We start from the raw sequence: 6729 nt of genomic DNA, 5'->3' as shown, positions 1-6729 counted from the left end.
GCCCGGGACCGCCGTCGGCGCCTGGAGCCCCCGGCGGACGGCGGCACGCGCGCCGTCTCTGGCGCCCGGGCCCTGCGGCAGCGGCTGGAACTGGCGGGGCTGCTGCTGGCCACGGCCGTGCTGTACCTGTGGAACCTCGGCGCCTCCGGCTGGGCAAACGCGTTCTACTCCGCGGCGGCCCAGGCCGGGTCGCAGGATTGGGCGGCCTGGTTCTTTGGCTCCTCCGACGCCGCCAACGCCATCACCGTGGACAAGCCGCCGGCGTCGCTGTGGTTGATGGGCCTGTCGGTGCGGATCTTCGGGCTGAGCTCCTGGAGCGTCCTGGTGCCGCAGGCGCTCATGGGGGTCGGCACGGTCTGGCTGGTCTATCTGGCCGTCCGCCGGGCCGCGGCCCCCGCCACGGCCGACGCCGACCTGGCCCACCGCGCGGGGCTCCTCGCCGGTGCGGTCATGGCCCTGACACCGGTGGCCGTCCTGATGTTCCGGTTCAACAACCCCGACGCCCTGCTGGTGTTATTGATGACCGCGGCCGCCTACGCCGTCTTGCGCTCCATCCAGGACGCGCGCGTGCGCTGGCTGCTGTTCGCCGGGGTGCTGCTGGGCTTCGGGTTCCTCACCAAGCAGCTGCAGGTCCTGCTGGTTGTCCCCGGCTTCGCCGTGGCCTACCTGCTCGCGGCGCCGGCAGCGGCGGGCAGGCGCATTCTTCACCTGCTCGGTGCGGGCGCGGCGATGGCCGTCGCCGCCGGCTGGTGGCTGGCCGCCGTCGAACTCATTCCCGCGGCGGACCGCCCGTACATCGGCGGCTCGCAAAACAACTCCATCATGGAACTGACCCTGGGCTACAACGGCCTGGGCCGGCTGAACGGGGATGAAACCGGGAGTGTGGGCGGCAGCAACGGCTGGGGCACGCCCGGGCTGTTCCGGCTCTTCAACACCGAGTTCGGCGGCCAGATCGCCTGGCTGCTGCCCTCGGTGCTGCTGCTCGGAGCGGGGCTGCTCTGGCTGGGCCGCCGCGCGCCGCGCACCGACCCGGTACGGGCCTCGGTGATCATCTGGGGTTCCTGGGTTGCCGCCACCGGGCTGACGTTCAGCTTCATGGCCGGGATCATCCACCCGTACTACATGGTGGCGCTGGCGCCCGGGATCGCCGGGCTCGCCGGGCTCGGCGGCGTCCTGCTCTGGCAGCGGCGGAACCAGCCCGTGGCCGCCGCCGTCCTCGCCGTGGCGATCGTGGCGGCCGGGGCCATGGCCGCCGAACTGCTGGTCCGCACCGCGGCGTACATGCCGTGGCTGCGCTGGGTGACGCTCCTGGGCGCGCTCGCCGCCGCCGGCCTGGTCCTGGCCGCCGCGGCGCCGGGGGTAAAGGGGACGGGGATGATGGCGTCCAGGACGGTGGCGCGGACGACGGCGGCGCTCGCCGTCGCCGCGGCCCTCGCCGGTCCGCTGGCCTACTCGCTGTCCACCGCGGCCACGGCCCACAGCGGCTCGATTGTCAGCGCAGGCCCGGCCGTGTCCGGACGGGGCGGGGCCGGGATACCGCCGGCCCTCGGCGGCGCGGCAGGAGGCGGCTTCGGCGGTGCCACGACGGCGAACGGCACTGGCACAGGCACAGGCGCTGGGACAGGCCGCGGACAAGGGGCGGGCGGAATGGGCGGCCTGCTCGGGGCCAGCACGCCGTCGGCGGCGCTCGTGGCCGCGCTGCAGACAGATGCCGGGACCTACACCTGGGCCGCCGCCGTCGTCGGATCCAACAACGCCGCCAGCTACCAACTGGCGACGCAGCTCCCGGTGATGGCCGTGGGCGGCTTCAACGGCACGGACCCCGCACCGACCCTGGCGCAGTTCCAGCAATACGTGGCCGACGGCAAGATCCACTACTTCATCGCCGGGCGCCTGATGCAGGGCGAAAGCGGATCCAACGATGCCGCCCAGATTGCCGCGTGGGTGCAGGACAACTTCACCGCCCGGACCGTGGGCGGGACCAGCGTGTACCTGCTGGCCGGGTAGGCGGGCGACGCCGTCGGGTCCGGGCCGGGCGGCGGCGGGGCTAGAAGGTGGGGGCTAGAAGGTGAAGGACAGGGTGCGCAGGCCGGCGCCGGTGACGTGGGTGGTCACGGCCACCCCGGAGTAGTCGGGAATGTGCAGCACACCGTCCGGCAGTTCGCCGGCATTGGGCCCCACGGCCACGGTCCGGACGCCGGCGGCGATGCCCGCGGCAATGCCTGCCGGGGCGTCCTCGAACACCACCGCATCGGCCGGGGCGACACCCAGCAGGGAGGCCGCCCGGAGGTATCCCTCAGGGTGAGGCTTGCCCCGCATGACGTCCTCCGATGTGACCGAGACGGCCGGGACGCCGATCCCCGCGGCTGCCATCCGGACCCCGGCCAGGTCCCGTGACGCGCTCGTCACCAGCGCCACGGCATCCGGCGGCAGGCTCGCCAGCAGCTCCGGCGCGCCGGGCACCGGAACAATGCCCCGGGTCTCGGCCAGCTCCATCCGGCCGAGCTCGGCCGCGAGGGCCTGGATGTCGGAGCCGGCCGGGGCAAACCTGCGGACGGTGTCCATGGCCTGGACGCCATGGGAGGAGCGCAGGATCTCGCCGATGTCCAGGCCGTAGCGGGCCGCAAACGTGGTCCACACCTGCTCCACGATGCTGGTGGAATCCACCAGCGTGCCGTCCATATCGAACAGGACGGCGCGGGCGGTCAGGGTGGTGGTGCCGGAACGGGATGGAGAGCTCATGCCTCCATCCTGCCGCATGACCCCGGGTCAGCCGGCCGCGCGGAGCCTACCGGGATCAGCCGTTGGGCCGGTGGGGGATGTACTGCACCGCCCACTTGTTGCCGTCGGGGTCGGCGAAGTGGACAAAGTGCCCCCAGTCCTGGACGTCGACGTCGCTGACGTCCACGCCGTTGTCCTTGAGTTGCTTGTGCGCGGCCTGGATGTCGCTGACCACAAGCTGCAGGCTGGGCGCGGTACCGGGCGGGGCGTCGTTGAGGCCCTCGCCGATCGCAATCGAGCAGCCGGAGCCCGGTGGCGTCAGCTGGACGAACCGGAGGCCCTCCATGGGCCGTTCGTCGTAGTCGGCGTTGAAGCCCACCTTGTTGACGTAGAAATCCTTGGCCCGGTCCACATCGGACACCGGCACAAACACGAGTTCAAGTTTCCAATCCATGCCGCACAGGCTAGCGCGGTCCGCGGCGGCGCGGAAGGGATCCTCCGTGTTGCGCCTCGGCGGCGCCGCTCCTAGCCGGCGATGCCGTACAGGCGGTCTCCGGCGTCGCCCAGGCCGGGCACGATGTAGGACTTCTCGTTGAGCTTCTCGTCGATCGAGGCCAGCACGATCGTCACGTTCGCCTCTGACAACTCTTCCTCCAGCTTGGCCAGACCCTCCGGGGCGGCAAGCAGGCAGATGCAGGTGACGTCGGAGGCGCCGCGCTTGAAGAGGAACTTGATGGCCTCGCGCAGGGTCCCGCCGGTGGCCAGCATGGGATCGAGGACGAAGATCTGCCGGTCCGTGAGGTCTTCGGGGAGGCGCTCGGCGTAGGTGATGATGTCCAGGGTCTCTTCGTCGCGGGCCATGCCCAGGAAGCCGACCTCGGCCGTGGGGACCAGCTTGGTCATGCCCTCGAGCATGCCCAGCCCGGCCCGGAGGATCGGGACCACCAGCGGGGTCGGCTTGGTGAAGGCGGTGCCGACGGTGGTGCTGACGGGCGTCTCGATGGTCACCGGTTCGGTGCGGACATCACGCGTGGCCTCGTACGCCAGGAGGGTGACAAGCTCCTCGGTGAGCTGGCGGAAGACCGGGGACGGGGTGTTCTTGTCCCGCAGAACGGTGAGCTTATGGGCGACCAGCGGGTGGTCCACAACGAGAGTGCGCATGTGTCAAAACTATCACCCGGATGCTGAGGACCGTCCCGCGGTGCCCGGAGTATCGGCGTCCTTCGTATCGGGTTGTGTAGTGCCGTCATGAAGGTGGGCGGGGTGGTCGAAGGTCGGCGCGGCGCCRGCGTGTTCCCGGTGCCGGAGCACGTGGAAGAGCCGGTGGGCCAGGATCACGATCCCCACCCAGGCCAGCCCGATGACCCAGCCGATGATCACGTCGGTCATCCAGTGATGGCCCAGGTAGACCCGGCTGAGGCCCATCGCGACGATGAAGACCACACCCGCGGTGATCAGGCCGATCCTGGCGCTGGTCCGCTTGATCTGCAGGCAGGCCAGGTACACCACGAGTGCGATCACCACCGTGGTGTTCAGCGTGTGGCCGCTCGGGAAGGACGGCGAGTTCTCGTAGGGCGGCACAGCGTCGGCATGGTCCGGGCGGGTTCGGCCGATCAGTTTCTTGCCCAGGGACGTGGCCGTGACCGAGACGGCGGCGGCACCGCCGATCAGGATCAGCGGCCGCCAGGTCCGGGAGGTGTAGATGAGCACTGCCGTGAGGATGCTTGCCAGGATGGGCATCCCGATGCCGCCGCCGATGTTGGTGAACCCGGTGATAAAGGCGTCGAGGCCGGGGTTGCGCAGCTGCTCCATGAACGCCAGCGTCGGTTTGTCCAGGTTCGCGAGGCCGGCGTCGTCCACCACGTTGTCGTAGACTTCTGCGCTCACCAGGGCCAGGATCACCACCACCACGCCGCCGATCAGCATGGTGATCCACAGGGCCGCGTAGGGCACCACCCATTTGCCCCAGCGGTGCGCCAGCCAGTTCTCTGTTCCGGTGGTCACGGCCGTCTCCCGACTACTTGACAACGTTAATTACATGGGCCGCACAGCCGAGCTGCACAGCATGCTTAGGGTCGAAACTATCATTGACCCATGACTGCCCCTGAGCCCCGCCATGCCCAATGGATGAGCCTTGCCCTGGCGGAGGCCCGGAATGCCCTGGCCACCGCGGACGTGCCGATCGGCGCCGTCGTGATCGGACCGGACGGTTCCGTGCTGGGCGCCGGGCGAAACGAACGTGAGGCCCTCGGGGACCCGACGGCCCACGCCGAGATGGTCGCCATCCGGGAGGCCGCCGCGCGGTTGCGGGCGCACCGGGCTCTGGAAGGCAAGGGCGACGACGGCTGGCGGCTGGAGGACTGCACTCTGGTGGTGACGCTGGAACCCTGCGCGATGTGCGCTGGAGCGATCGTCCTCGCCAGGATTCCGCGGGTGGTGTTCGGTGCCTGGGACGAGAAGGCCGGCGCCGCGGGTTCCGTGTTCGACATCCTCCGCGAGCGCCGGCTCAACCACTGGGTGGAAGTGGTTGCAGGCGTCCGTGAGCAGGAGTGCGCAGCGCTGCTGCGGGACTTCTTCGCCGGGCACCGCGCCTGATCCGTTCCGGCTAGCCTGCGCCGCCGGCAGATGACGCGCCGGCCGGTGACGCTGAGGCTACAGCGGAAGCCGCGAGCCCATCGATCCGCTTCTGCCGGGAGGCCGGAGAGTCCAGGCTGAAGGCCCGGAAATCACCGAGGTCCTCGCGGATCCAGGCTTCCACCTCGGCGATCCGCTGCGTCACCGCGGGCGTGGGGCCGTGGAACAGCCAGGGCACGATCCGTTCCCGGGCCGGATCGTATTGCCAGAGTCCGATGATCCGGCCGCGGTCCAGGATCGGGTGGTCCGGGAGATCCGCCTGCAGCGCGAGCGACCCCAGCGCCGGCTTGTGCAGGTCCTCCTCGGCCAGCAGGTCCGCCGCGTTGCGGCGCAGCAGGAACAGGGAATCCGTTCCAGCCAGCAGCTGGATCTGTTCCCCCGCCGGCTCCTCAAAGGCGGCGAGGCCGCCGAGGTCCTCGGGCAGCATCCACAGCGGGTCCCCGCCGGTGACATGTGACCCGGCCATTGCTGTGGACAGGGCGGTGGGCACCTCGACGGCGCCGACGGCGGCGAGCGCCGCCTTGCTTTGCGCCACGGTGAACCCCGTGAACCATTGCGACTGTTTGAAGGTGGCTCCGCCGGTCCAGCCCAGGTAGCGCCGGATCAGCTCGGTGCGCGCATCCTCGTCGTCAAGATCGCTGGGCGGCAGGCCCCAGGGCTGGTAGGCGTAGCGCTGCTGGTCCAGTCGCCCGTTCGCCGGGACCCGGCGGATCCGGCCGTCCGACTGCAGGATCCCCAGGGCGGTAGGCAGGGTGGTGGTGGCGCCCTTTTTCTTGCCTTCCTCCCCCAGGTTGCGCACTGAATCGCCGAGCTCGTCCTTGAGCTGCCGGGGATCCATCGGCCCCTCCGCCTCGGCGAGGGTGTGCAGCACCTGCTCTTCCAGCAGCGTGATTTCGCCGCGGTCCACGCCGAGCCGGCCGACCACCTTGAACGCGGACTCGGCCGCGTCCCGGCCCAGCTGAAGCGCCCAGGCGAAGTCTTCCCGGCCCAGGACGTAGGTGCAGCCGCGGGCGACCGGGAGTTCCAGGATCCGGTGGGCGAGGACGTCGGCGTCCACTTGTTCGCGGCGGATGGCGGCGCGGGCGAAGAGCGTGAGGTAGGGGTTGGCGCCGCCCACGGACCGGGCCCAGCCTGCCCGGGCGAGGACCTGCTCCGCCGTGCAGCCGGCCAGCGAGCCATCCAGGCCCTGCCGGTGCCAGGACCATGCCCGGAGCCGCTCCGGGGTCAGGCTCTGCGGCTCCGGCAGGTTGACGGGCTTTTCTACCGACGGCGATTGCGTGGCGACAGGGTGGGTGCTCATGGGCTCATTCTCCAACAGCTTCTCTGTCAGCGGTATCAAGAAGCCGTATCAACCCGCGCCGGATGGTTTCTGGG

At 70.5% G+C, this 6729-nt stretch carries 7 protein-coding genes; 2 read left to right on the top strand and 5 right to left on the bottom strand.

All coding sequences use genetic code 11. The features are described 5' to 3' along the window. Positions 1–21 precede the first annotated feature (21 nt). On the top strand, positions 22–2007 hold the full coding sequence (locus AC1D1S_RS18055) for an ArnT family glycosyltransferase (RefSeq protein ID WP_476995096.1): 1986 nt from the start codon (positions 22–24) through the stop codon (positions 2005–2007). Positions 2008–2061: 54 nt separating this feature from the next. Here AC1D1S_RS18055 and AC1D1S_RS18050 read toward each other — a convergent pair whose 3' ends face one another. The 4 genes from AC1D1S_RS18050 to AC1D1S_RS18035 all read right to left on the bottom strand — a co-directional run bounded on the left by AC1D1S_RS18050 (position 2062) and on the right by AC1D1S_RS18035 (position 4725). Next, entirely contained in the window at positions 2062–2742 is a 681-nt protein-coding gene (locus tag AC1D1S_RS18050; RefSeq protein ID WP_476870975.1) for an HAD-IA family hydrolase, read from the bottom strand. 55 nt (positions 2743–2797) lie between these two features. Then, entirely contained in the window at positions 2798–3175 is a 378-nt protein-coding gene (locus AC1D1S_RS18045) for a glyoxalase superfamily protein (protein WP_026266579.1), read from the bottom strand. Positions 3176–3246: 71 nt separating this feature from the next. Further along, entirely contained in the window at positions 3247–3882 is a 636-nt protein-coding gene (upp, locus tag AC1D1S_RS18040; protein ID WP_018774274.1) for a uracil phosphoribosyltransferase, read from the bottom strand. A gap of 12 nt (positions 3883–3894) precedes the next feature. Further along, entirely contained in the window at positions 3895–4725 is an 831-nt protein-coding gene (locus tag AC1D1S_RS18035; RefSeq protein WP_243182176.1) for a phosphatase PAP2 family protein, read from the bottom strand. 90 nt (positions 4726–4815) lie between these two features. Between AC1D1S_RS18035 and AC1D1S_RS18030 the strand changes: the two genes are divergently transcribed. Further along, positions 4816–5316, top strand: a complete 501-nt coding sequence (locus AC1D1S_RS18030) for a nucleoside deaminase (RefSeq protein ID WP_028277768.1) — start codon at positions 4816–4818, stop codon at positions 5314–5316. 10 nt (positions 5317–5326) lie between these two features. Here the strand turns inward: AC1D1S_RS18030 and AC1D1S_RS18025 are convergent, their stop codons facing one another. Beyond that, positions 5327–6655, bottom strand: coding sequence for a DNA glycosylase AlkZ-like family protein (locus AC1D1S_RS18025; protein WP_476995095.1), 1329 nt, complete (start codon positions 6653–6655; stop codon positions 5327–5329). Positions 6656–6729 lie beyond the last annotated feature (74 nt).

This window comes from Arthrobacter sp. P1_A5, assembly GCF_056406825.1.
The sequence above is the reverse complement of the archived record's forward strand: the minus strand, read 5'-3'. Positions and strand labels throughout refer to the sequence as shown.